This is a genomic window from Bradyrhizobium sp. (assembly GCF_004799445.1).
Taxonomy (GTDB): domain Bacteria; phylum Pseudomonadota; class Alphaproteobacteria; order Rhizobiales; family Xanthobacteraceae; genus Bradyrhizobium.
Genome location: NZ_SSNA01000229.1, coordinates 26,608 through 50,430, shown reverse-complemented (window position 1 = coordinate 50,430; position 23,823 = coordinate 26,608). Strand labels below are relative to the sequence as shown.

Annotated in this window: 23 protein-coding genes; 8 read left to right on the top strand and 15 right to left on the bottom strand. The window is 63.0% G+C overall.

The window, feature by feature from the left end; genetic code table 11:
- The 9 genes from E8A46_RS29525 to E8A46_RS29485 form a co-directional block, all read right to left on the bottom strand.
- A partial coding sequence (locus E8A46_RS29525) for a methylmalonyl-CoA mutase family protein (RefSeq protein ID WP_291568680.1) occupies nucleotides 1–1,129 on the bottom strand: 1,129 nt, incomplete at its 3' end.
- Entirely contained in the window at nucleotides 1,126–1,362 is a 237-nt protein-coding gene (locus E8A46_RS29520; protein ID WP_291568677.1) for a hypothetical protein, read from the bottom strand. The genes E8A46_RS29525 and E8A46_RS29520, both read right to left, overlap by 4 nt.
- Before the next feature lie 42 nt (nucleotides 1,363–1,404).
- A complete protein-coding gene (locus E8A46_RS29515) occupies nucleotides 1,405–1,869 on the bottom strand; it encodes a GFA family protein (protein WP_291568676.1) in 465 nt (154 codons plus the stop codon).
- The gene (locus E8A46_RS29510) at nucleotides 1,866–3,737 is read right to left on the bottom strand and encodes a methylmalonyl-CoA mutase family protein (protein WP_291568674.1); all 1,872 of its coding nucleotides are present in this window, start codon (nucleotides 3,735–3,737) and stop codon (nucleotides 1,866–1,868) included. Before E8A46_RS29510 ends, E8A46_RS29515 begins: the two co-directional genes overlap by 4 nt.
- A gap of 151 nt (nucleotides 3,738–3,888) precedes the next feature.
- The gene (gene folK, locus E8A46_RS29505) at nucleotides 3,889–4,380 is read right to left on the bottom strand and encodes a 2-amino-4-hydroxy-6-hydroxymethyldihydropteridine diphosphokinase (protein WP_291568672.1); all 492 of its coding nucleotides are present in this window, start codon (nucleotides 4,378–4,380) and stop codon (nucleotides 3,889–3,891) included.
- Nucleotides 4,373–4,753, bottom strand: coding sequence for a dihydroneopterin aldolase (gene folB / locus E8A46_RS29500; RefSeq protein ID WP_291568670.1), 381 nt, complete (start codon nucleotides 4,751–4,753; stop codon nucleotides 4,373–4,375). The genes folK and folB overlap by 8 nt, the downstream gene beginning before the upstream one ends.
- Complete coding sequence (folP, locus tag E8A46_RS29495; RefSeq protein ID WP_291568668.1) at nucleotides 4,750–5,607, bottom strand: dihydropteroate synthase; 858 nt, start codon at nucleotides 5,605–5,607, stop codon at nucleotides 4,750–4,752. The genes folB and folP overlap by 4 nt, the downstream gene beginning before the upstream one ends.
- 96 nt (nucleotides 5,608–5,703) lie before the next feature.
- The gene (locus E8A46_RS29490) at nucleotides 5,704–6,111 is read right to left on the bottom strand and encodes a DUF4332 domain-containing protein (protein WP_291568666.1); all 408 of its coding nucleotides are present in this window, start codon (nucleotides 6,109–6,111) and stop codon (nucleotides 5,704–5,706) included.
- 22 nt (nucleotides 6,112–6,133) lie between these two features.
- Nucleotides 6,134–6,499 (bottom strand): DUF2267 domain-containing protein, encoded by a 366-nt coding sequence (locus E8A46_RS29485; RefSeq protein ID WP_291568665.1) that lies wholly within the window; start codon nucleotides 6,497–6,499, stop codon nucleotides 6,134–6,136.
- A gap of 352 nt (nucleotides 6,500–6,851) precedes the next feature.
- Here E8A46_RS29485 and E8A46_RS29480 point away from each other — a divergent pair, with 352 nt between their 5' ends.
- From E8A46_RS29480 to E8A46_RS29470, 3 genes are read left to right on the top strand one after another with little or no spacing between them, the layout of a single operon-like run.
- Entirely contained in the window at nucleotides 6,852–8,459 is a 1,608-nt protein-coding gene (locus E8A46_RS29480; protein WP_291568687.1) for a helicase HerA-like domain-containing protein, read from the top strand.
- 56 nt (nucleotides 8,460–8,515) lie between these two features.
- Nucleotides 8,516–9,832: a glycosyltransferase family 87 protein gene (locus E8A46_RS29475; RefSeq protein WP_291568662.1), complete on the top strand. Its 1,317-nt coding sequence runs from the start codon at nucleotides 8,516–8,518 to the stop codon at nucleotides 9,830–9,832.
- 17 nt (nucleotides 9,833–9,849) lie between these two features.
- Nucleotides 9,850–11,262, top strand: a complete 1,413-nt coding sequence (locus tag E8A46_RS29470; RefSeq protein WP_291568660.1) for a M20/M25/M40 family metallo-hydrolase — start codon at nucleotides 9,850–9,852, stop codon at nucleotides 11,260–11,262.
- Between the two features lie 281 nt (nucleotides 11,263–11,543).
- On the opposite strand, the gene E8A46_RS29465 is transcribed toward E8A46_RS29470, so the two are convergent.
- Entirely contained in the window at nucleotides 11,544–12,323 is a 780-nt protein-coding gene (locus E8A46_RS29465; RefSeq protein ID WP_291568659.1) for a class II aldolase/adducin family protein, read from the bottom strand.
- A gap of 108 nt (nucleotides 12,324–12,431) precedes the next feature.
- A complete protein-coding gene (locus E8A46_RS29460; protein ID WP_291568657.1) occupies nucleotides 12,432–14,081 on the bottom strand; it encodes a glycosyltransferase family 39 protein in 1,650 nt (549 codons plus the stop codon).
- 284 nt (nucleotides 14,082–14,365) lie between these two features.
- Between E8A46_RS29460 and E8A46_RS29455 the strand changes: the two genes are divergently transcribed.
- Together E8A46_RS29455 and E8A46_RS29450 are read left to right on the top strand one after the other, a co-directional pair.
- The gene (locus E8A46_RS29455) at nucleotides 14,366–15,265 is read left to right on the top strand and encodes a DUF308 domain-containing protein (RefSeq protein ID WP_363252834.1); all 900 of its coding nucleotides are present in this window, start codon (nucleotides 14,366–14,368) and stop codon (nucleotides 15,263–15,265) included.
- 165 nt (nucleotides 15,266–15,430) lie between these two features.
- On the top strand, nucleotides 15,431–15,844 hold the full coding sequence (locus E8A46_RS29450; RefSeq protein WP_291568653.1) for a MucR family transcriptional regulator: 414 nt from the start codon (nucleotides 15,431–15,433) through the stop codon (nucleotides 15,842–15,844).
- A 36-nt stretch (nucleotides 15,845–15,880) separates the two neighbouring features.
- On the opposite strand, the gene E8A46_RS29445 is transcribed toward E8A46_RS29450, so the two are convergent.
- From E8A46_RS29445 to E8A46_RS29435, 3 genes are all read right to left on the bottom strand, one after another.
- On the bottom strand, nucleotides 15,881–18,286 hold the full coding sequence (locus E8A46_RS29445) for an EAL domain-containing protein (RefSeq protein ID WP_291568651.1): 2,406 nt from the start codon (nucleotides 18,284–18,286) through the stop codon (nucleotides 15,881–15,883).
- Nucleotides 18,287–18,440: 154 nt separating this feature from the next.
- Nucleotides 18,441–18,869: a SufE family protein gene (locus E8A46_RS29440; protein ID WP_291568650.1), complete on the bottom strand. Its 429-nt coding sequence runs from the start codon at nucleotides 18,867–18,869 to the stop codon at nucleotides 18,441–18,443.
- A gap of 94 nt (nucleotides 18,870–18,963) precedes the next feature.
- Nucleotides 18,964–19,362: a DUF5330 domain-containing protein gene (locus tag E8A46_RS29435; RefSeq protein ID WP_291568647.1), complete on the bottom strand. Its 399-nt coding sequence runs from the start codon at nucleotides 19,360–19,362 to the stop codon at nucleotides 18,964–18,966.
- 417 nt (nucleotides 19,363–19,779) lie between these two features.
- Here E8A46_RS29435 and E8A46_RS29430 point away from each other — a divergent pair, with 417 nt between their 5' ends.
- Genes E8A46_RS29430 through E8A46_RS29420 form a run of 3 tightly spaced genes read left to right on the top strand, consistent with a single transcriptional unit; the run spans nucleotide 19,780 to nucleotide 22,666 of the window.
- A complete protein-coding gene (locus E8A46_RS29430; RefSeq protein ID WP_291568646.1) occupies nucleotides 19,780–21,636 on the top strand; it encodes an ATP-binding protein in 1,857 nt (618 codons plus the stop codon).
- On the top strand, nucleotides 21,629–22,288 hold the full coding sequence (locus E8A46_RS29425) for a peptidoglycan-binding domain-containing protein (RefSeq protein WP_291568645.1): 660 nt from the start codon (nucleotides 21,629–21,631) through the stop codon (nucleotides 22,286–22,288). Before E8A46_RS29430 ends, E8A46_RS29425 begins: the two co-directional genes overlap by 8 nt.
- A 33-nt stretch (nucleotides 22,289–22,321) precedes the next feature.
- On the top strand, nucleotides 22,322–22,666 hold the full coding sequence (locus E8A46_RS29420; protein ID WP_291568643.1) for a DUF1491 family protein: 345 nt from the start codon (nucleotides 22,322–22,324) through the stop codon (nucleotides 22,664–22,666).
- Nucleotides 22,667–22,763: 97 nt separating this feature from the next.
- Here the strand turns inward: E8A46_RS29420 and E8A46_RS29415 are convergent, their stop codons facing one another.
- Nucleotides 22,764–23,759: a DUF2336 domain-containing protein gene (locus E8A46_RS29415; RefSeq protein ID WP_291568641.1), complete on the bottom strand. Its 996-nt coding sequence runs from the start codon at nucleotides 23,757–23,759 to the stop codon at nucleotides 22,764–22,766.
- Between the last annotated feature and the right edge of the window lie 64 nt (nucleotides 23,760–23,823).

Genomic DNA, 23,823 nt, shown 5'->3' with positions numbered 1-23,823 from the left:
GCTGGGTGTTGCGGGCGATGCGCGCCGAGAAGTCGGTCGGCAGCGCCAGCGCCTCGTCGAGCGCGTTGGTGTGCAGTGACTGGGTGTGGCCCTGCGTTGCCGCCATCGCCTCGATCGTGGTGCGCATCACGTTGTTGAACACGTCCTGCGCGGTCAGCGACCAGCCCGAGGTCTGGCAATGCGTGCGAAGGCTGAGCGAGCGCGGGTCCTTCGGGTTGAACTGCTTGAGCAGCTTGGCCCAGAGCAGCCGCGCCGCGCGCATCTTGGCGACTTCCATGAAGAAGTTCATGCCGATCGCCCAGAAGAACGACAGCCTTGGCGCGAAGCGGTCGACGTCGAGGCCGGCGGCAAGTCCGGCGCGCAGATATTCGACCCCGTCGGCCAGCGTATAGGCGAGTTCGAGATCCTGCGTCGCACCGGCTTCCTGCATGTGATAGCCGGAGATGGAAATGGAGTTGTACTTCGGCATCTTCTGCGAGGTGTAGGCAAAGATGTCGGAGATGATCCGCATCGAGGGCGCGGGCGGGTAGATGTAGGTGTTGCGCACCATGAACTCTTTCAGAATGTCGTTCTGAATGGTGCCTGAGAGCTTTTCCGGCGGCACGCCCTGTTCCTCGGCCGCCGCCACGAACAGCGCCAGGATCGGCAGCACCGCGCCGTTCATGGTCATCGACACGCTCATCTGATCGAGCGGGATCCCTGAGAACAGCGTGCGCATGTCGTAGATCGAATCGATCGCCACGCCGGCCATGCCGACGTCGCCGGTGACCCGCGGGTGATCGGAATCATAGCCGCGATGGGTGGCGAGATCGAACGCGACCGAGAGGCCCTTTTGTCCGGCGGCGAGGTTGCGGCGGTAGAACGCGTTGGAATCCTCCGCCGTGGAAAACCCGGCATATTGCCTGACGGTCCAGGGCTGGTTGACATACATGGTCGGGTAGGGGCCGCGCAGATAGGGCGCAATGCCGGGCCAGGTCTCGAGGAAATCGATGCCTTCGAGGTCGGCCTCGCTGTAGCCGGGCTTGACGAGGATGCCCTCCGGCGTGAGCCATGGCTCGGCCTTGCCCGCCAATGGCGCACTGGCGGATTTTTCAAAGGCGATAGTCGCAAAGTTCGGAATGCGGCTCATTCTTTTTTCTCGAATTGCCGATGGTACTCGATCAGCCTCTGGAGGTTTTTCTTATAGACGGGATGATCGCAATCACTCCTCGAGAGGCTTTCTGCCGAAACGTCTACGAAACCAAACAACACCTTTCCCAGCCCATAGATCACGAATCCAAAGAATGCACTCATTGGATTAATCAACGAGTCTAGGAAAAGAATCGCCTTCATAACCGTGCGTTCAGGTGGGAATTCTACCACGGGCAGCTCCTATCGTCCTCGGTGCATCGCACATACCGCCTCCTAATCATGGTCCGGATGCTGGTGGCTGACGATCCCGCCGACCTTCTCGGACCCGTAATTCTGCAGCGTGGTCTGGCTCGGCAAGTTGGCGATCGCCACCACCCAGCCGAGCCTCGATTCGGTGCCGTATTGCGTGATCGGCACCACGCGGTCCGGCCGGTCGAAGGTCCCGGTCATGATCTCGATCCGCGGGCCATCGATGCGGCGGAAGCTGAGCGGCGTGCCGCAATCCCGGCAAAAGTCGCGCTCGGCGATCGAGGAGGAGCGGAACGCGGTGGGCTTGCCGCGGGTCCAGGCGAAGTCACCGTTTTCAATCTCGGCAAAGGCGGCAAACGGCGCGCCGGAGGCTTTCTGGCACATCCGGCAATGGCAGATGCTGACTTTCGTGGGCGCAGCCTTCAGCGCAAAGCGAATGGCGCCGCATTGGCAGCCACCGGTCAGGATGGGGTTCGTAGCCGTCGTCATGTTTGCTCCACCAGCGAATAGGCTTGCTGCAGCATGGCCAGCGCATCGCCGCCGGCAAAGATGAAATCGTTGACGCCGGCGGCGCGAAGCGTGGCTTCCTGCTCACCCGCGCGCCCTGCCACATAGATATGCCGTGCTCCGACGGCTTGAAGGGCCTTTGCCGCGGCAGCGGCCTGTGCGGCATAGACCTTGTCTTGCGAGCACAGGCAGGCCAGTTCCGCGCCGGATGCCTTGAAGGCCTTTGCTAATGTCGCCGGATCGGTAAACCCTTCCGTGTCGACAGCCTCGATCCCGCCCACTTCAAAAAAGCTCTTGGCAAAGGTCGCCCGCGCGGTGAAGTCGGCTGACGTGCCGAGGTTGGCAAGGAAAATCCTTGGCCGCGTCCCTCGCACTTTGAGGATTTCATCCGACCGGTCGCGCAGGCGTTCGAACGGCACCGCAAGGCGCATCGGCGGCAACCCATCGAACTTGAATTTGGCCTCGCCATAAGGCGCAAGCTCAGCCGGTTTTGCATTGAGCACCGCCACTTGAGCCTCGTGCAAGTTTGGAAACTCGCTGGCGCCGGTCAGCACTTCCTTGCGCCTGGCGATATTGGCTTCGCGCACCGCCCGCGTTGCCGCGACTTTGCGCTGGATCAGGTTTTGCTCCAGTGCGGCGAACGCGCCGCCGGCTTGCTCGGTTTCCTGAAACAATTGCCATGCGGCTTCGCAAAGCGCGCTGGTCAGGGCCTCGATGCCGCCGGAGCCGGCCGCGGGATCGGACACTTTGGCGAGATTGGATTCTTCCAGCAGCACCAATTGGGTGTTGCGCGCGGCGCGCCGCGCGAACGGATCGGGTAATCCCAGCGCCAGCGTGTGCGGCAGCACATTGATGCTGTTGGCCCCGGCAAGCCCTGCGGAGAACGTCGCCATGGTCGCACGCAACATGTTCACATAAGGATCGCGCCGGGTCAGCATCCGCCATGCGGTGTCGGCTGCAATGAACAACGGCTTCGGTTCAAGGCCGCAGGCCTGTTCGACGCGCGACCATAACAGACGCAGTGCGCGAAACTTCGCCATGGTCAGGAACTGGTCGGCATCGGCGGCAAGCCGCGCATAGACCATGTTCCGCGCGTCTTCCAGCGCAATGCCGGCCCCCTCGATGGCGCGCAGATAGGCGACAGCGCCGGCCAGCACGAACGCCAGTTCCTGGGCTTCCGATCCGCCGGCGTCATGGATAACCCGCCCGTCGGCGACCGCAAACGGGCCTCGAAACCCCATCGCGGCGAGGCCCTTAATCGCGCCGGTGACCGCCGGCACGATCTCGGCCCACGCATAGGGACTGGAGCCCCAGACCGCGCAGGCGCCGATCGGATCGAGCCCGAAGCGGATATCGCAGGCCGCGGGGCTAATGCTCTTGCGCTGCACGTATTCGGCGAGGTGGATCGCCGCCATCCGCGACTGCGGGCCGATCTGAAGTTCGATTGCGATGCCGGCATCGATAAAGACGCCGTCGAGAACCTTCTCGATCGCAGCGGCTGTCGGATCAATCCCAAAGCCATAAGCGCCATTGGCGCCCGCGAACACCAGCGTCAGGCCGGTCGCGCCGTTCTCGAGATCGTGGATTCCTTGCGCGTTTGCCGCTGCCGCATCGGGGTGGTCGATGCGCTGCATGATCTGCCAGGGCGCTGGCGCAGGCCGGCTGGCGATCGGGATGGCATCGCGGGCGCGCGGGTAGATCGGTTCGATCCGCAATCCGTCGTAGGTCTTGCCGACCAGTTTCTCGAACGGCGCGCCCTTCAGCACGCCGTCGACCAGCTTGCGCCAGTCGTCGTAGGTCGCGGGCGCGAAATCCGCGGCAAGGGGTAGCTCGTCGGTCACAGAGGTCATTCCGCAGATCGCTCCCGGGGCGCCGTCATTCCGCGCCGAAATTGCCACGGGCCGAGCGCCAAGCCAAACGGTTGTTTTTGCCTTGATTCGCCATAGTGAACGGCTCGGGCCTGTCGCGAACGGGTCGCAAGGAATTTCACTGCCGATGGGCTCAAACGAGGTCGGGTAGCCGCTCGATTCCGTCGGTCGAAAGCTGCGCCAGCGCTGACGCGACGCTGCGTCCCGCGATCACGCGGTCTGGCGCGATTTCCTTGAGCGGCACCAGCACGAAGGCGCGTTCGAACAGGCGGGGGTGCGGCAGCGTCAGCTCCGGCTTTTGCATGGAAACATCGTCATAGGCGATCAGATCGAGGTCGAGCGTGCGCGGTCCCCAGCGCCTTTCGTTGGCGCGGTCGCGGCCGAATTTGGTCTCGACCTTGTGCAGCGTGAACAGCAGCGCATGGGGATCGAGGCTGGTGTCGATTTCGATGCAGGCGTTGATGAAGCGGGCCTGCTGCTCATCGCCCCAGGGCGGCGTGGCGTAGTCGGATGACCGCGCCAGAAGGACCGCCTGCGTCATGCCGCAGATATTGGCGATCGCCTTTGGGAATGTCGCGCGGACGTCGCCGACATTGCCGCCAAGCGCGATCAGGACGCTAGCCATGCTGCGGGGATTGCCGGACGCGGGTCAGGACCACCCCGACATCGTGGAAGATCGCGGCGATCGGCGCGTGCGGCTTGTGAACGGTGACCTTGACGGCGCTGATCTTCGAAAACGCCGCCAGGATGGCGTCGGCGACGGCGCCGGCCGCGCGTTCCAGCAATTTGTAATTGGCGTTCTTGAACGCCGCGGTCGCGGTCGCGACCACATTGGAATAGGAAACGGTATCGGCGAGACGATCGGTGCGCGAGGATTCCGACAGATCGGCGGAGAGTTCGAGATCGATGACGAAACGCTGCCCGACCTCGGTCTCATGGTCCATGACGCCATGGCGGGCATGGATCACAATTCCGGTAATGAAGATCGTACCGCTCATGCCTGGTCCCAAATCGCCGCGGCCACACGCAATGCTTGTACGGTTTCGGACACGTCGTGGGTCCGGATGATCCGCGCGCCGCCTTTTGCGGCTATCAGATGCGCGGCGATCGAGCCACCCAGCCGTTGATGCGGCTCGGACGGCGAAACCGAACCGATAAAGCGCTTGCGCGAGGCGCCGACCAGGAGCGGCAGGCCGAATGTACCGAGTTGCTCCAGCCGCGCCAGCGCCGTGATGCTCTGCTCGGACGTCTTGCCAAAGCCGATGCCGGGATCGAGCACGATGTTTTCACGTGAAATGCCCGCCTTCGCGGCTAACTCGAGCGAGCGCGCAAAAAATTCCGCGATATCCCTCATGATATCGATGCCGGCATCGGCGCGGTCGCGGTTGTGCATGATGACGACCGGGCAATGGCGCGCCGCCACGAGCCGCGCCATGTCGGGATCGCGCTGCAGGCCCCAGATGTCATTGGCGATCGTCGCCCCCGCATCAAGCGCCCAGGCGACGACGGCCGATTTCATGCTGTCGATGGAGACGGGAATGCCGAGGGCAACGACGTCGGCCAGGATCGGCTGCAAACGCTTCAGCTCTTGGTCGGCCGAGACCGGTTCGGAGCCATAGGGCCGGGTGGATTCCGCGCCGATGTCGATGATGTCGGCGCCCTCGGCGATCATGCGGCGGGCCTGCGCCAACGCGCGTTCCGGTGCAATGAACTGGCCGCCGTCCGAAAATGAATCCGGCGTGATGTTGAGCACCCCCATCACGGCCGGATACGGCCTGGACAGGAGCGCCGGCCATGTCGGATGATCTGCCGAGGCGGCCGCGGGGGCGGTTCTGGACGAGGTCGCGATCATGCGGTCGCTTTGCGCGGTCCCCGCATCGGAGTCAAGATGCGAAGGCGGGCTCCGGGCGCGGGCCGGTCGAGCTGACGTCGTCCGGTCTGGTTCCGATCAGTAGGTAATCTTGGGCTGCAGCCTGCGCGCCTTCGCGATCAGTTGCTCGACGGACTTTTCCGAAGGCAGCACGCGGACGAGTTTGCGCCTGATATTCACTTCCTTCATGTTCTGCGCCAGGCGCGCGGGGTTGCGAAGCGCGAGCTCGCGAACCGTGGTGACGCCGGCGGCACGCACCAGACCGACCTTTGCCTTTCCCATGCCGGGAATCCGCATGTAGTCCGAGACGTTGGCCCATTCGAGCAGTTGCTGCTCGCTGATGCCGGTCCTGGCCGCAAGCGTCTTGCGGCCCTTGACGGTTCGCGCCGCCTCCAGCAGCCCGTCCGTTGTGCGAATGCCCAGGGATTTCAGTTTGTCGGCGGCGAAGGATGGCAGGCCATCAATCTCGGAGATTGGATATGTCATGGTACTCGATATGAAAGGTGCTTCAAGCGAACTGACTAAGGCCCGGGGTCCCCGCGATGATCTCGCCCATTCGATCCGCTCCGATTTTGTCTCGGCCGAACCGAAAAAGTTCACGCGCGACGCTCTGAATCTCGCTCATTCCCAGTCCAAGGCCCATCAGCTTGGTGCCGAGCGCCATCAGGCCCCCGCCCATCAGCCTTCCGAGACCGCCGCCGTTGCCGGAGGCGGAGATCACGGCTTCTGCGCCAGGAATCTCGTCAATCAAGGCCTGAACCTTGTCGGAGGGCCCCTCGTTGCGAAGGAAACCCAGAATGATGCCGACGGTTTTTTCGGCCACAGCATCATCGATGCCGGCCTTGGCGGCCAGCCGTCCAATCAGTTCGTCCATAGTGCCCCGCCCTCAGCCGGTTGCGTGCCGGATCCTTGCTTGTGAATTTATCTTGATCTTCCGCGATGCGAATTACAAGCGATGACCGCATACGAACCGCGATTCGTCTTCGATCGCCTGACGAGTGTTGCAGCAATGCAAGAGTGGGCGCACGATTCCCGTAGTTTGTAGGGGCAGGGCGAGTTTCGTTCCAGCTTCCGGCGGCAGAGAAAATACCGGGAGATTTCGCTTCGACGAAACCGGCTGTCGATCCGCCGGAGGGCGTTGAACGATTTCAATCGGCTTGCAAGATGCGATATAATGACTTGGCGTGGCGACGACGACCCCCGATGCGCGCGACGAGGCGATGCGAATGGCGACATCCGACACCCAGACCGCGGATACTGACCAGCGGATCTTTATTGGCAAGGGCGAGCAGCCGGCCTGGCTGACGCTCGGGCTCGCCAATCGCCATGGCCTCGTCACCGGTGCTACCGGAACCGGAAAAACCGTCTCGCTGCAGGTGATGGCCGAGGGATTTGCGCGTGCGGGCGTTCCGGTATTCGCAGCCGATATCAAGGGAGACCTGTCGGGCATCTCCGAAGCGGGGGAACCCAAGGATTTTATCCTCAAGCGGGCCGCCGATATGGGCCTCAGCTTCCAGCCCGACCAGTTTTCGACCATCTTTTGGGACGTCTTCGGCGAGCAGGGCCATCCGGTGCGCGCAACGGTCACCGAAATGGGCCCGCTATTGTTGTCGCGCATGCTCGATCTGAACGACGTGCAGGAGGGCGTCCTGAATGTCGCGTTCCGCGTGGCGGACGACAACCGTCTTGCCCTGATCGACATGAAGGATCTTCGTGCGCTGCTGGACGCGATTGTTCCCGATGCCGGCAAATCGGCGGCGGATGGCGGCGACGATCCGCTGGCGCCGGTCCGCAAGGCCGCGCAAGGGTTCGGCAACGTCACGAAGGCCACGGTCGGAACCATTCAGCGTCAGCTGCTGGTGCTGGAGAACCAGGGCGGAGCGAAATTCTTCGGGGAGCCGGCGCTGTCATTGAAGGATTTCATGCGCACCGACCGCGACGGACGGGGTATGGTCAACATCCTGGTCGCCGACAAACTGATGCAGAGCCCGCGGCTGTACGCGACCTTCCTGCTGTGGATGCTGTCGGAGTTGTTTGAGGAGCTGCCCGAGGCCGGCGACCCGCCGAAGCCCAAGCTGGTATTCTTCTTCGACGAGGCGCACCTCTTGTTCAACGACGCGCCCAAGGCATTGATGGACAAGATTGAGCAGGTGGTCCGGTTGATCCGCTCGAAGGGGGTGGGTGTCTATTTCGTGACGCAAAATCCGATCGACGTCCCGGACAAGGTGCTCGGCCAACTCGGCAACCGCGTCCAGCACGCGCTCCGCGCATTCACCCCGCGCGACCAGAAGGCAGTCGCGGCGGCCGCGCAGACGTTCCGGCCCAATCCGAAGCTCGACACCGCCCAGGTCATCATGGAACTGGGCAAGGGCGAGGCGCTGGTGTCGTTTCTGGAAGGGAATGGCATACCGGCCATGGTTGAGCGTGTCATGATCCGGCCGCCTTCGGCGCGGATCGGACCGATCACCGCGGACGAACGCAAGGCCATCATGGACAACAGCCCGGTCAAGGGCAAATACGATACTGCGATCGATGCTGAATCCGCCTATGAGATATTGCAGAAGCGGGTGGCCGGAGCCGCGGCAACGACCGGGGGCGCAGGTGGGGGAATTCTCGGGCAGATCGGCGCCATCGTCGGGACGGTTTTCGGCACCAACACGCGCGGCAGAATGTCGACCGGTCAGGTCATTGCGCGAAGCGTGACACGTTCGGTCACCAACAAGGTGGTAGGTGGTGTGGTTGCCGATCTTGGTAAATCGGTCGGCGGTTCGATGGGCGGTTCGGTCGGTCGCGCCATCGTGCGCGGTGCGCTCGGCGGATTGTTGCGCCGATAGAAGTTTTCGCTCATGGCTGCGGCGTGATCTCCCTGTGATTTTTTAGAAAGTGACGTGTGCCGAGATATCCGTCGTTGCGAGCGCCGCTCGATATTCTTTTCCTGGTCTGCTGCATCGTGCTGACCGCCGACGTTCTCGTTCCGGAAATCTTCGGGAGCGGCAAGACAAAGGACTATCCACTCTGGTTCTGGGCCGGGCAGCAGGTCCTGCAGGGAAGGGACCTCTATCCCGGCGATCCCACCGCCTATTTCGATTTCATCTATCCGCCGCTGTCGGCGATCCTGCTCGCGATCCCCAGCTATTTCGGCAAAATCCCGCTCTATCTCTGCCTGTCCGTCCTCAACGCGGTGGCGTGGTGGATGACGGCGCAGCTTTCGAACGCGATGACGGGCTCGGGGCGGAGTCCGGATCCCTGGCTGGCGGCACTGCCGGCCATCGTCACGATATCCTTTGTCTTCGACATGTTCGACCTCGGCCAGCCAAACCTCATTCTGCTGGCCATGATGCTGCTCGGCTTCTGGTTACTGCAGCAAGGCCGTCCCTGGGCTTCGGGAAGCATGTTTGCGCTGGCGACCGCGATCAAGGTTTTCCCGGTAGCGGTATTTCCCTATCTGCTTTGGCGAAGGCAGTGGGCGTCGGCGGCGAGCATGGTGGTGTTCCTGGGAATCCTTCTGTTCGTCGTTCCAGCCCCGGTGCGCGGCTTTCAGCACAATGTTTCCGAGCTGAAGACCTGGTATCAGGGAATGGTCGGGTCGAGTTCCGAGCAGGGTTTCGGACAGCGCGGCGAGCAGAACTGGTCCTGGGTCAATCAATCCATCATCGCCGTGACGCACCGGCTGACGCGGCCGGTCAACTACAATCAGGATAATCTGGCCAAGCCGCCCGCCTACATGAACCTGGTCGATCTCGATTTCAGGACAGCCAACTGGGTCGTGATTGGCATTTCGCTCGCGATCGGGCTTGGCTTCATGGCCGTGATGCCGGCGCGTTCGCGCCGGACGCCGCTGTCCGACGCCGAGGAACTCGGCATCCTGTTCTGCCTGATGACGGTGGCCTCGCCGCTGGCCCGGCAGTACTATTTCATGTGGCTGTTCTTTCCGGTGACCGTCCTGATGCACCGGGCGGCCTATGATCGCCGTGGCGCTGTACGCAGGGGAACGTGGATTGTGCTCGCGATCGCCGGCTTTCTGATATGCCTTTCGCTTCCGGTGTTCCCGAATGATTTGCAGGCGTTCGGGAACAACCTCGCGGCTACCGCCGCGATTGCCGGGGCACTGGTGTGGCACATCCTGCACCCGCCTCTGGATGGCGCGGTCAGCTCCGCGTCTGCGGCGGATGGCCCGCTACAACCTGAGATCAAGAAAAACCCGTAACCCAAGGGAAAACCGCAATGTCCCACGCGCCGCAACTTCAAACGGTCCTCGATCGCATCGATGCCGATTTCGATCACAGCCTTGAGCGGCTGTTTGCGCTGTTGCGGATCAAGTCGATCTCGGCCGATCCGGCCTTTGCCGGCGATTGCAAGGCGGCGGCGGATCATCTGGCCAGCGATATCGCCACGCTCGGATTTGCCAGCGAGGTCAGGCCGACCGCCGGTCATCCGGCCATCGTCGCCAAGAGCAGCGGCAACGGAAAAGCCGGCGCGCGGCCGCACGTCCTGTTCTATGGTCACTACGATGTGCAGCCGGTCGATCCGCTCAATCTCTGGCATCGCCCGCCGTTCGAGCCCGTCGTCACCGATCATGCCGACGGACGGAAAATCATCGTCGCGCGCGGTGCGGAGGACGACAAGGGCCAGTTGATGACCTTTGTCGAAGCCTGCCGCGCCTGGAAGGCGGTGACCGGGTCGCTGCCGGTCGACGTCACCATCGTCATCGAAGGCGAAGAGGAAACCGGATCGAAGAACTTCGTTCCGTTTCTTGAAGCCAACAAGGACGAACTCAAGGCGGATTTCGCGCTGGTCTGCGACACCGGCATGTGGGACCCGAATACGCCTGCGATCACCACCTCGCTGCGCGGACTTGTTTACGACGAGGTCAAGATCAAGGCCGCCAATCGCGATCTGCATTCCGGCATCTTCGGTGGCGGCGCGCAAAACCCGATCCGGGTGCTGACCCGCATCCTTGGCGGGATCTTCGACCAGGACGGCCGCATCACCATCCCTGGCTTCTATGACGGCGTGAAGGATGTGCCGGCCGATATTCTGGCGCAATGGCAGAAGCTCGACTTTTCGGCCGACAGTTTTCTCAAGCCGATCGGACTTTCGATTCCCGCGGGCGAGAAGGGTCGTTTGCTGGTCGAGCAGATTTCGTCGCGCCCGACTTGCGACATCAACGGCATCGTCGGCGGCTATACCGGGGAAGGCTCGAAAACGGTGATCCCCGCGGAAGCCTCAGCGAAAATATCGTTCCGCCTGGTGGAAGGGCAGGACCCCGACAAGATCCGAAAGGCCTTCCGCGACTACGTCACCGCGCGGCTCCCCGGAGATTGCCGGGCGGAATTCACCGATCATTCCAGCGCGCCGGCGATCGCGCTCGACTGGAACATGAAGCCGCTTGTCGCCGCCAAGCGTGCATTGACCGAGGAGTGGGGCAAGGAAACCGTCCTGATTGGCTCGGGCGCCTCGATACCGATCGTCGCCGATTTCAAGCGCACGCTCGGGCTCGATACGGTGCTGGTGGGTTTTGGGCTCGACGACGACAACATCCATTCGCCGAACGAGAAATACGACCTCAAGAGCTTTCACAAGGGCATTCGTTCGTGGGCGCGGATTCTTGCAGCACTTGCGGAATCCCCGCGCTGATCGTCATATCGCGTAGGGTGGTGGGTTCTCGCAAAGACGGAACGGTTGTAAATTTCGCCGTCATACCCCGCGCAAGCGGGGTATCCAGTACGCCGCGGCTTTTCGGCTCTGGTACTGACGTCTCGGATTACTGGATCATCCGCTTTCGCGGATGATGACGGTGGGTGATATGGCGCGCGTTCGTGCGCCCGAAAGCAAAAAACGCCGCCCGGGATTGGGCGGCGTTTTGATTCGGCGTGCAGAGGTTGTTGAGCCTGATACTACCCTGAATTCCAGGTTTTTCAATTCTTGTAGCCGGGATCGAGTCGGTCGACCTTGCGCAGCAGCGCCGGCCATACCAGCGTGGTCGAGCGCAGTTCCTGCCGCTCGGGGTTGGCGAGCAGGCTGGTGTTCTTGTCCACCACCGCCGGATCGACGGCATAGGCGCCAGGTCCGAGCATCCGGGTGCGCACCTGCATGGTGCAGGCCCGCTCGAGGTGGAACATGCGCTCGAAGGCGGACGCGACCGAGCGGCCGACCGTCAGCGTGCCGTGATTGCGCAGCAGCATGTGGTTCTTGTTGCCGAGGTCTCGTTGCAGGCGCGGGCGCTCGTCATGGTCGAGCGCGATGCCTTCATAGTCGTGATAGGCGAGATCGTAGGTGACAAGCTGCGCGGTCTGGTTCAACGGCAGCAGGCCTTCCATGCAGCTTGCCACCGCGGTGCCGTCGGGTGTGTGCAGATGAAGCACGCAGCCGGCGTCCTCGCGAACCTCGTGGATTGCCGAATGGATCGTGAAGCCGGCCGGGTTGATGCTGTACGCGCTCTTGGTGAGCTGGTTGCCGTCGAGGTCGACCTTGACCAGGCTGGAAGCGGTGATTTCGTCGAACATCAGCCCATAGGGATTGATTAGGAAATGATGCTCCGGTCCCGGCACCCGCGCCGAGATGTGGGTGTCGACCAGATCGTCCCAGCCGTAATGCGCGACGAGGCGGTAGCAGGCGGCAAGATTGACGCGCTGGCTCCATTCGGCCTCCGTCATGTCGGACGGAACTTCCTTCAGGCGAGCTTCCGCTGGCGACATGACCGGTTTCTCCCGTTGAATTGTGATTTCAAACCTAACCCTGCCGCAGGCTGGCATCAAGGCGCAGCGCCGGCGTGGCAGTCATGCTGCTGCAGCGCCTGGTCTGCTTCAGGGCGCCGGAATCGCCAGCAGGCTGGAAATGCTGCGCCCGCGGATATCATAGACGCGGGCAAACACCACGTCATCGCGCTTGATTTCCACCATCACCGGGGCGGTCAGGCCCTTGCAGTAGAATTCGCCGAGCGTCATCGCGAAATCGGCGGCATGGCTATCCCAGCCGATGGTGAAGTCGGGACCGAGCGCGACCTGGGCCGGACGCTGCGGACCGCACACCGCGACCTTCCATTTGCGCCCGTGCGGGGGGACTTCCTGGCGCTCGGTGAGTTCGTCGCGCAGGCCGTCGGAGGCCTGCTTGAAGGCGAGGCCCCAGTAATCCAGCATGTAGAGATCGTCGGCGGCGCGCACCGTGCCGGCGATGTGATTGAAATGGGTGTACTGATAAGGGTGCAGCCGGATCATTTCGCCGAGCGGCAACAGCAAGCCGAACGAGAAAGCGGCGAGGGCGGCAGGCTGCCAACTGCGGTGGTTTTCCTTCAGCCAATTCATGCCCCATGCGAATGCCGTGCCCGCGAGCACGGTCATCGGTGGAATGACGAAGATGAAATGGCGAATGCCGTTGTAAAGCGCCGGGCGCTTCACCATCGCCACCGCGATCGGCAGCACGGCCGCGAGCGTCAGCATCAAGAGGATGGTCTTGCGGCGGCCCGACACGTCGGCGCGCGACAGCGCCACCACCGTGCCGACGACTGCGGCGATAGAAAGACCCAGCAATACTTCGGGAAGTTGCAGCGCGAACAGGGTCGGCAGGTATGACCACGGCATATCCGGCACCGACACCAGCGCGCCGTCGAACATTTCCTTCCACGGTTTCTCGAAGAACTGCGAGAAATAGGTTGCGGCCTGGAAGGGATTGCCGGGCTCGATGATCGACCATGGCCAGATCAGGCCCATGACGAGGTAGCCGAGGATCAGGGCGGGCAGCAGCACATAGACGACGCGCATGAACCGCCGGATCGCCTCGCGCCCGCCATGCGCGCGGACTTCATCCAGCAGCAGCGGCACAAATCCGACGATCGCGTAAATCAGGGCCAGCCCACCGAGGATGCGCGAACCGATCGAGAGGCCGGCGCCAAGGCCCACGATCAGGATCGTCCGGGGCGAGGGCGAAGGGTATTCCTCGGCGAGACGGACCAGGCCGAGCATCAGGATCACCATCGCCACCGCGAACGGCGCATCCTTTGGGTTCATGAACATGTGCCCGTAGAAGGTCGGGCACAGCGCCAGCAGCAGCAACGCGGCAAGCCCGGCCAGCGGGCCACCGACGCGCCGGCCAAGCCGCCAGGTCACCGTAAGGCCGACGATGCCGACGACGGCGCCGAGCAGGCGGCGTGTTTCAAACAGTTCGAGCGGAATGACCTTGTGCAGCAAGGCTGCGATCATGTCGAAGCCGCCGCCATACATATAAAGATTGGCGAACGACAGCGCCCCGGTATCCTTGAAACCGGAGCCGTACATCCGCAGCAGAAGGTCGGCATATTCGGCGTGGGTATAATCGTCCCAGCCCAGTCCGTAGTCGCGAAAGGTGAGGCTCGCGACCAGTCCGACCGCAGCCAGCACGATGATCGCAAGATCGTCGCAGGTCCGCGCCACCGAGCGCCGCGACGGCAGGTCGATAGCCGAGGTAGTGATCGATGACATGGCTATTGGAAACCCGGTGTCCTCTATGGCCCAGCTGGCGCTCTTGGGCCTCATCCCCAGCATCCATATAGCGCAGTTCCCTTATCAAGTAATTGGGAATTGTGGCGTTATTTCCCTGATGCAACGCAGCAATGGCGGGTTCGTTCGGCACGATCGGGTCGGCGGTCCCGCCTGTTGCGGGAACAACTGCTGCAATTGCCGGTTGGCGGGGCGCACAATATGACGGTATCGTGGCGTCTGCGGCCTGCGGGTATTTCGAGCGCGGCCCGGGGGTGAGTTTAATGATGGTTGTGATGTTGGTTGCCGGGATTGGCTGTCTATTGGCGGGCCTTCTGGCGATCGGTTTCGGAATCCCGGTCAAGGAATTCAGTTTTGGCAATACCCTGATCCTCACCGGGGCCGTTACGGCGTGCACCGGGCTGGTGATTCTGGGTCTGTGGGCCGTTGTTCGTGAGTTGAAGACCATCGCCCAGCGGCTTGGCGCTGGTGTCCCGCTGGACGCGGCATTGCAGCCGACAGTTGCGACGGCGTCGCAGCGCCATCACGCGGCGGAAAATGGCGGCTTCCTGTTCGGCCGCGACCAAGCCGCGGCGGAAAATCCAGGTGGTGCCGAATCAGTTGCGCAGCCGTCGGCGGGAACGCCATGGCGCGAGGAAGCAGCGGCGCGCGATCGCGCCCGCAGCGATGTGCCGTCGCCGGAATCTGCCGAGACCGTCCCTGCCGCCAAACCGCGGCGCAATCTGATGTTTTCCTCTTCATCACGGCGGGAGCGCGAACGCGCGCAAGCACGCGCGGCCGAATCACCCGCAACCGACTTTCCGCCTGCTCCCGCGCCAGCCGCCACGCCGCCGGCACCCGAACCCGGCGAGCCGCCACCGGCGACATTCGACGACGCGTGGCCAAAATCGGAACGTTCAAGGTCTGCCGATGTGCCGCCGCAGCGGCGCGGCGGACGCGCGCCATCGACGTTTAGCGAGGCCACCGCCGGCGCAGAGGAAGATCACCCAGCGCCGGCAGTGCGAAATGAGGATCAGCCGCCCGTGACCGTTCTCAAGTCAGGTGTCGTCGATGGAATGGCCTATTCATTGTATTCCGACGGCTCGATCGAGGCGCAAATGCCCGAGGGCATGATGCGGTTTGCGTCGATCGACGAGCTGCGTTCGCACCTCGACCAGCGTCCGTGAGAGGTTCAGATTTCCGGTGAGCGTGGCCTGAGGAATAGCCGCCTTGTTCTTGTCACGCTCATATTCGACAAGTTGTGCGCGAGTGTGAGAGCGTAATGTTGCTGCCGGTTGGTGTCCGACATCCTTGATATCTCGCGTGACGACGATCTCCAGAAGGTTCAGACCATGACTGATGCCGCGGGCAAGAATTACATCGACCTGACTGCGAACATCGTGTCGGCCTACCTCAGCAACAATCCGACCCCGGCGTCCGAAATTCCGGCTCTGATCAGCCAAATTCACGCAGCCTTGCTGCGGGTCTCGACGGGCAGGACCGAAACACCTCTCGAGCCCGCCAAGCCCGCGGTGTCGGTCAAGAAATCGATGACCCCGGACTACCTGGTGTGTCTTGAGGATGGCAAGCGCTTCAAATCGCTGAAGCGGCATTTGCGCTCGCAGTACAACATGACGCCGGAACAATATCGCGACAAATGGGGCCTGCCGCCTGATTACCCGATGGTCGCGCCGAATTATGCGGTGGCGCGTTCGCAGCTCGCAAAGAAAATGGGACTTGGCCAGCAGCGGCGGCGGCGGAAGTAGTCCGGCGCTTTCACTGCACGAACGCGAAGCGCCAACTCAGGCGCTGAGCAACTTCGTTTCCGGCGTTTGGCCACGGCCGACGAGCCCGGAGTATTCCATGATCGGATGGGGTCGCCCGAGCAGGTAACCCTGCATTTCGTCGCAGGACTCGGCGGCGAGAAAATCAAGCTGCTCCTTCGTCTCGACGCCCTCCGCCAGCACCGGCAGATTGAGGCCATGGGCCAGCCCGATCACGGCGCGTACAATGGCGGCCGACTGCGGATTGCTCTTCACCTTGGATATGAACGACTGGTCGATCTTGATCTTGTCGAACGGGAACGACTGCAAATACGATAGCGATGAATATCCGGTGCCGAAGTCATCCATTGCGATGCGAACACCGAGCAACTTCAGGCGGCGCAGGATGGAGACGCCGCGCGAGAAATCGTCGACCAGCACCCCCTCCGTGATTTCAAGCTCCAGGCGTGCCGGCGCAAGTCCGGTTTCGAGCAGCACCGAATGAAGCAATCCCACGAGGTCGCCGTGGCGGAACTGAATTGGCGACAGATTGACCGCGATTTGCAGCGGCTGCGGCCACGATGCCGCTTCGCGGCAGGCTTCCCGAAGCACCCATTCGCCGATCTGCACGATCAGGCCGCTCTCCTCGGCGACCGGAATGAAGGTCGCGGGCGAAACCATGCCGCGCTGCGGATTGGACCAGCGCACCAGCGCCTCGAATCCGGTGATCGTGCCGTCGATCTTCGCTTGCGGCTGATAGAAAAGACGGAACTCGTTGCGGACGATGGCCGACCCAAGCTCATGCTGAATGGTGCGCCGCTCGCGCAGCCGATTGTCCATCTCGACTTCGAAGAAGCGTGTTTTGCCGCGACCGGCGGTCTTGGCGCGGTAGAGTGCCGCATCGGCATTGCTGAGCAGTGTCGTTGCGTCGGCGCCGTCGGTCGGGAAAATGGCCACGCCGATGCTGATGCCGACGCGCATAGGCTGGTTGTTCGATTCCTGGTCGGCCGCGACGGCTGCCTGGAGACGCCGGACAAGAATTTCGGCAAGCGCCGGCTGATCACCGTTCGGCGTGATCAGCGTGAACTCGTCGCCGCCGAGCCGCGCCAGGTAGGCGTCGCCGGCGACCGCGCGCAGCTGCAGCGACAGCTTGCGGAGCACGTCATCGCCGGCCGCGTGGCCAAACATGTCGTTGACCTCCTTGAAGCCATCGATATCGATGCTCAGCAAGGCGAACGACTCCGCGCTCTTCTTCGCGGTATCCATGGTGTGCTCGAGATGCTCCACGAAGGCGGCGCGATTGGGCAAATCGGTGAGCGCATCATAGTGCGCCAGATGCTCAATTCGGGCCTCGGCCTGCTTGCGCTCGGTAATGTCCTCCGAAAGGCTGAGCAGGTAGCGCGGTTCGCCGGTCTCGTCCGATATCGAAAGATTCCTGGTTGTCAGGATACGGGTGCCGTTGTGGCGGGTATGGACGACGTGCTCGTCGATGGTCTGCAGGTCGCGCGTTTGCGCCGCCTCGTCGGCGAGCGGAAACAGCTCGCCCGCGGCGTCTTTGCCGAGCAGACCGTTGGCCTGTTTGCCGATCAAGTCGCCGCGGGCGATCCCGAAGATGGCTTCGGCGGTACGGTTGATGAGGACGTAGCATCGATCCCTGGCGTCCTTGACGGCAACCGAAACCGGCATGTTCTCGATGATGCTATCGAGAAAATTCTGGGTGCGGCCAAGCTCCGCGGTGGAGGCATTGAGGGCTTCCAGCTGCCGAAAATGCAGAAGCGAAATCATCAGGCCGGCAAACGCCAGTGCGAGAAACAGACCCAATCCGGTACCGGCGCTCTGCCAGATCACCTTGCGCTGAAACGGCGACAGCGGCACGTCGATGACAAATGCGCCCATGACATCATTGAGATGCCACTGCTGTTTGTCGGGCTGCAGCGCGTTATGACAGCTCACGCAACTCTCTTGCTGCGCCATGGTCGGGTAAACGGTTCGGAACGTCAGTTCTCCGCCGACGTCGAGCAACTCGGAAACCGGCTTTGGGTTTGGCATCGCCGCGAAGGCCGCGAGGGTCTCCGCCATTCGGCCGTCGGTCGGCGGCGTCGCGATTTCCCGCCCGGGCATGCCGACCGCGCGGAGACGAAAATCGGAATTATCGCCGTTCTGCTTGTTGAAAGCTTCGATCGCGTGAGCCCGGAATGACGCCGGAACCGGCGCGCTTTCGCCAAATTGCGATCGGATGGCCGCATAGTTGGCGACGAAGGCGTCGACCAACTGGAGCGCGGTGATCTTTTCGCCGCTCTTGTGATCCTTGAACCAGTTCAGGCTGAAGTAATAGAATCCATAGCCGACCGCGACAGACAATACGGCACAGATGCTCAAATGCAGAACAAAGCCGCGACCCGATCGCGACCGCATGAAGCGCCAGACAGTCGGAACGTTAGCCATCCGTCAACTCTTGGTTGTCTGGGGATAGTCCGACAAATGGCTTAAAAAAGCTTGACCGCAGGCACCGCCCCTCGGGCCGCGGCCATCCCGTGGCGAGGGGCCGCCCTTCCGATCACGGTTCCGTGAACGCCGAACGCGGGCAGATCGATGGCCTTCAGGAGGCCGCGGCAAGCGCCTCGCGCGCGTCGGAGCGAATGCGCTCCACCATCGCGCGCAGGCCGTTGGAGCGTTGCGGGGTGAGGTGTTCGCGGAATCCGAATTCGTCGAACACCGCGATGGCATCGGTTGCAAGGATCTGCTGCGGCGTATGGCCGGAATACAATGTCAGCAGGATCGCGATCAGTCCGCGCACGATATGCGCGTCGCTGTCGCCCAGATAATTCAGCAATGGTTCGCCGGTGCCGTTGCGGTCGACCTGTTTTGCCAGCCAGACCTGGCTGGCGCAACCCTGCACCTTGTTGGCGGCGGAATGCTCGGCCTCCGGCATCGGATTCAGCGTGCGGCCGAGTTCGATGACGTACCGATAGCGGTCGTCCCAGTCGTCCAGCAGCGCAAAATTATCCCTGATTTCGTCGATCGTCATCGTTTCCCGCGCTCAATCCCGTCACTCTATATAGGGTCGAACACGGCCGAAAGCGACATTGCCGGATCAAAAAGCGAATTGTTCCCGGCTCAATTCAGGGCGATGACGGCGATGCGCCCCGCCACTCCACCTGCGTGTCATCGGGCGTCAGCGTGTCGCGCGGCGCCGTATCCACGAGCGAGGCATTGGCACTTTCGATGCCGCCGATCGAGCCGGTATGATCGGGCGCACGTTTGTCGGTGATGATCTGGTAGAGCTTGCGCGCGCCGGCCTGGGCGCGCTGGCCAATCACGGTCGCGGCCTGGCCGCCGACTTCGCATGCCGCCGGCTGGCGCTTGCAGAATTGACTCATGTCCGAGACCGCGGCGGTGGCCGCGGACACCGCCTCGGACGCACCGAGCTGTGGCTGTTTGTTCGATTCCGGCGTTTTGTCTCTGGGCAACAGCACCAGCACCAGCCCGACCCAGAACACCAAGCGAAGCAGAAAAAACATCTCGCGACCCCAGTCGCCTATCTAATCGTGTTGCAGTTGATCTCGCTGTCCCTGACTAACAGCCGTCGATAAATCGCAAGTGTTTGCATTGAAGTTAAATCGTCGAGAATTCGCCGAAAATTCGAATGATTTGATTCGACGTAAATTTTCGATTGATGCCGGTTCCGGGAGATGAAATGGCTGCTCGGGCGATATCCACCATTTCGAAACCATACGGCATCCGTGCCGGAAACCCGCTGTTCACCATCAACATGGATTGGGCGGCTTTGCCGGGTTGGAAAGCCCCGCGAGGATACCAACTTCGCCGCGAGCTCGCGCGCCTTAGCGTTCGCTTAATTTCGCTCTGACACGGTGGGCTAACGATAAAGGGGGCGTTCCGGCGCGTCTGTTCGACGCACAAGCCGAGGCGCGAGGGCCGTGACAGTTTTGAATATCATCCGCGATTGTCTCGATGCATTGCTGCATCCGTCGGCACGATATGATGCGTTGACGCGCGCGCGCCATCGCGCCTTCATTGCGCCGCGGCTGCTCGGGAGCCTGGCTGCCTTGGCGGCGTTTCCGGTCTATCTTGTGATGCGCGGCGCGCCCTCCGCGCTTGAGGTTGCGGCTTTCGCCTGGCTTATCGCTCCGATCCTGCTGTCCTGGTTTCTGTCGCGGACCGGCCGCTACGAGGGCGCATATGTTCTGTCGTCGCTGGCGCTGGCGGGTCTTGTCATGACCCTGGCGCTGACCACCGGCGGCATCGAATCCTTCGCAGCGATCTGGCTGGTCGTCGTTCCGCTTGAGGCGGCGCTTTCGGCGTCGCGCCGCGTGGTGGCGTTTGCCTCCGCGCTGGCGCTGAGCTGTGCCGCGCTGCTGGTCGTCCTCGGACATCTGCAGGTGTTGCCGGTTTCTGAGGCCGATACGGCCCTGCGCGCCATCTTCGCGGCATTCGGCGTGGCGTCGGCGACGCTTTATGCCGCTGCGCTCGCCTTCGGCGCCGAGTCGCTGGCGCGCACCAGCGTCTCGCTGCTTTATGTCGAGGAGAATCGATATCGTCTGCTGGCGCGAAACATGAGCGACGTGATTTCGCGTCATCATCGCAACGGCGCGGTAGGATTCATTTCGCCGGCGGCGGAGACGATGCTGGGAACGCCGGTGTCGCGGCTGCTTGGGCATGGCCTGTTCGACCGCGTCCACGTCGCGGATCGGCCGGCCTACCTCACGGCACTTTCGGACGCGGCGCGCGGCGGCGAGGCGCGCAGCGTCGAATTTCGCCTCCGGCGGGATTCTCCTCGCGGCCGCGAGCGCGGTCAGAGCAATCAGGTCGATTTCATCTGGGTCGAGATGCGCTGCCGGCCGCTGGAAAAGCTGCTGGAAACGACGCCGCGAGCGGAAGCGGAGGTCGTCGCCGTGATGCGCGACGTCACCGACCGGAAGAACCAGGAACAGGCGCTCGACCTGGCGCTGACCGCTGCCGAGCAGGCGGACGCGTCCAAAACCCGCTTTCTTGCCACCATGAGCCACGAGTTGCGCACGCCGCTCAACGCCATCATTGGCTTTTCCGAGATGATCGTTCAGGAAGAGGCGTTGCTGCTGGATGCGGCGCGCCGCAAGGAATATGCCCAGCTGATCAACGATTCAGGCCAGCATCTGCTGTCGGTCGTCAACGGCATTCTCGACATGTCCAAGATGGAGTCCGGCAATTTCGAAATTTCGCCGGAGCCGTTCGCGCCGCGCCCGGCGCTTCTCAATTGCTGCAATCTGCTCGCCCTGAAGGCGAGGGAGAATGGAATCGACCTCCTGACCCGCGCGCCGGACGATTTACCTGTGATGACCGGCGATCCGCGCGCCTTCAGGCAGATTGCGCTGAATCTCGTCTCCAATGCCATCAAGTTCACCGAACGCGGCGGCACGGTGACGGTTTCGGCCGGCGTCGAGGGATCGCGGCTGGTGCTTCGCGTCGCCGATACCGGCGTCGGCATCGCGCCAGAGGATCTCACGCGGGTCGGCGCCCCCTTCTTCCAGGCCGGCAAGACCTACCAGCGGCGGCACGAAGGCACCGGCCTCGGGCTGTCGATCGTAAAAAGCCTGGTTGGCCTGCACGGCGGCGAGATGACGGTGCAAAGCAAGATCGACGAGGGAACCACGGTCACGGTGGCGCTGCCGCTGGCGTTCACGCCACAGGCCGCGCAGCCCACCAGCAATATCGCCACACTCACCCCGGCGTTGCGGTCCGTAACGCCGGATCAAGCTCCCAAAGACCAAGCGCACCAGGTGAAGAAGAGTGCCTAGACAAACTTCCAGGGATGACGACATGCCGCGCCGCCGTCGTGGCGCCAGCGCGGTTGCAGTTGACGCGGACGCGGAGCGCGGCCTGCTGATGCGTATTTTGCTGCGCAGCCCGAAAGACGTGATTGCGGGCGCGCTGGCGTTTACAGCCGTCAGCGCCATCATCGCCAACGCCTTGTTCCTGCAAGCCGGACGCCATCCGGCGCCGATGTTCGGCTCGGTCGTCGTCATGCCGGCGGTCGCGCCCGCCAGTCCGCGGCCGCGGCCACGCCCGGTCGAGGCCGATGCCGTTCAGCCCGAGCCAAAGCCGGCAGAGCCGCGAGCCGCCGCCGATCCCCTGGCCAATCTGGTCAAGACGACCAGTGCCCTGCCGGTTGCGCCGAGCGCCATCCCGCGGCCCCCCGCGCCGATTCCGGTTTCTTCCCACAGCGACGCCGGGGCCATCCCGGGCGCGGGCCCGCGGCGGGTGGCGGCGGTGCAGCGCGCGCTGACCGAATATGGCTATGGCCAGTTGAAACCAACCGGCATCGCCGGTTCGGACACCCAGGCCGCGATCCAGAAATTCGAGCGGGCGCGCAAGCTCCCGGTGACCGGACAGGTGTCCGACCGCCTGGTGCGCGAGCTAACGGCGACGATCGGGCATCCGGTCGACTAGCGCCAGAATACCAGCTGGCCTATCGTTCCTGCCATGCGATTGAAATCCAGTATCTGGGTGGCGGCCTATTTGCGCCGTTGCCAGACCGCGGGCGTGTTCGGCGCCGTGCGCCGGCGCGGCGCGGAAGAGGCTGGCGCGGTGTTCGTCAAGGTGGCGCTGCTCGACGGCAATGCCATGCTGTACGTGCCGGCGCCGCAGACGGTCTATGACGACAGCCGGCCGATCGAGCGCTTTTTCATGCCGACATGGAAAGAGCCGGTGCCGGAACAGTCCGTGGACGAGCGTCTGCAGAAGGAAATCCGGTTCGATCCCGACGCCTGGATCGTGGAGACCGAGGACCGGGCAGGGCGGCATTTTCTCGATTTGGCGCGAGACTAGAGCGAGATGACTTTTCGTTGAATCGTGATCTCGCTCTAATTTTTTGTTTGAGCATGATCTTTTCGGAAAACCGCTGCCCACTTTTCCGGATCATGCTCTAGCGTCCCGAGCCCTGCGAGCCCTTCCGTGGCACCGCGCCAATGGCGGGCGGTTGCGCCGCCGGGCGGGTTTGCGTGGTCGCCGGCCGCGCGCGATTGCGTTCGTCGTCGTAGAGCGAGGGCCGGTACTTGGCGCGGGCGACCGCCATCGTCGAACCGCGCCATGCGGCCAGCATGATCAGGGCCGATCGCTCGCTCAATCCGTCGTACAGACGCGACAGCCGGTACACGGTGTGCACGGAAGTGCCGAATTCGGGCTTGAGAAAAAGCAGCACCCGCTGGAACACCGGGCTCGGCATGCCGAGCGCCTTGGCCGCACAGGCCAGCGGCTCGCCGCCGGGATCGTTGACCACCTCGGTAGCGACCTTCCACGGCACGATCAGGGATTCACCGAGTTCGAGCGTGAAGTTTTCGACATCGGCGGCAAACGCCGCCATCTCCAGCGTCTCGATGGCGCGTTGCGCGCGGGCGGCGGGAATTCGCGGCGAAGCCTTCAATGGCGTCTCGGAAAGATTGTGCAGGATCAGGGCGCGCTCGCCGGAGCCGGCGCGGAAAAACAGACCGCTGATCTCGGCGGCGTCCGCTGGCTGCATCGACAAGTTCGATGCAAGCCGCGACAGCGCTTCGCTCGGCGCTCTCGCCTCTGGCGGCGCCGACGGGCCGGCGGGAGTAGCGTTCGCAGGAATTTCGCGGGCGAGCGGCACGCGCTGATCGGGGTGAGAGGGCTTTAGCCCGAGCTGCTTCAAGACCTGGACCGGCGTGCCCGGATAGACCGCAAGCCGTGCCCGCACCGCCGCGCGCGTCGCGTCGTCGACCTGATCGATCAGGCGGGAGGTGAGTTCGACAAACTGCCGCGCTTCGTCCTCGCTATGCGTGGAGGCCTGAACATAGAGATCGGTGAGCACGCGCAGCAAGGTGGGCCGAATATCGACGCCCTCTCGGCGGGAGAGCGTCATCAACCCGTCAAAGCCCGGAAACAGCGAAGGAGTGGTCATGTCAGGGTACGCGACTGAGTAATTCTTCACGCCAGCCTAGTTCACGCGCTTTAACATCGCGTTA